Source organism: Bacillus sp. 05T31, from assembly GCF_056396725.1.
The window spans coordinates 1-382 of record NZ_JBFTMA010001474.1; the positions used below are offsets into that span (position 1 = coordinate 1).

1 protein-coding gene is annotated in these 382 nt (G+C 38.7%); it reads left to right on the forward strand.

Going from position 1 to position 382, the window contains the following annotated elements; translation table 11 throughout:
- Positions 1–382: penicillin-binding transpeptidase domain-containing protein (locus AC1DJR_RS33905; protein WP_477004665.1), on the forward strand; the 382-nt coding region annotated here is incomplete at both ends.

The window sequence follows — 382 nt, forward strand, 5'->3', positions numbered from 1 at the left end:
GTAATGTGACGATGTATGAAGCGGTGGCAAAGTCATATAATGTTTCAGCAGTTTGGTTATTAGAGAAAATTGGATTAGATAAAGGATTGAAATCTTTAGAGCGGTTTGGTATTCCATTAGAGCCTGAAGACCATACTTATCCGATTGCTTTAGGAGGTATGCATGTAGGGACTTCACCATTTGTAATGGCTCAAGCGTATAGCGCACTTGCAAATGATGGTGTCCAAGTAGAAGCTCATGCCATTAGAGAAATCCAAAATGCTGAAGGGGAAACAATTGGAAAATGGTATAAGAAAGAAACTCGTGTGACGAACGAGAAAGTTGCCCAAAAGATGACATTTTTATTAAAAGGTGTTATTGAAAGGGGAACAGGTGAAAAAGC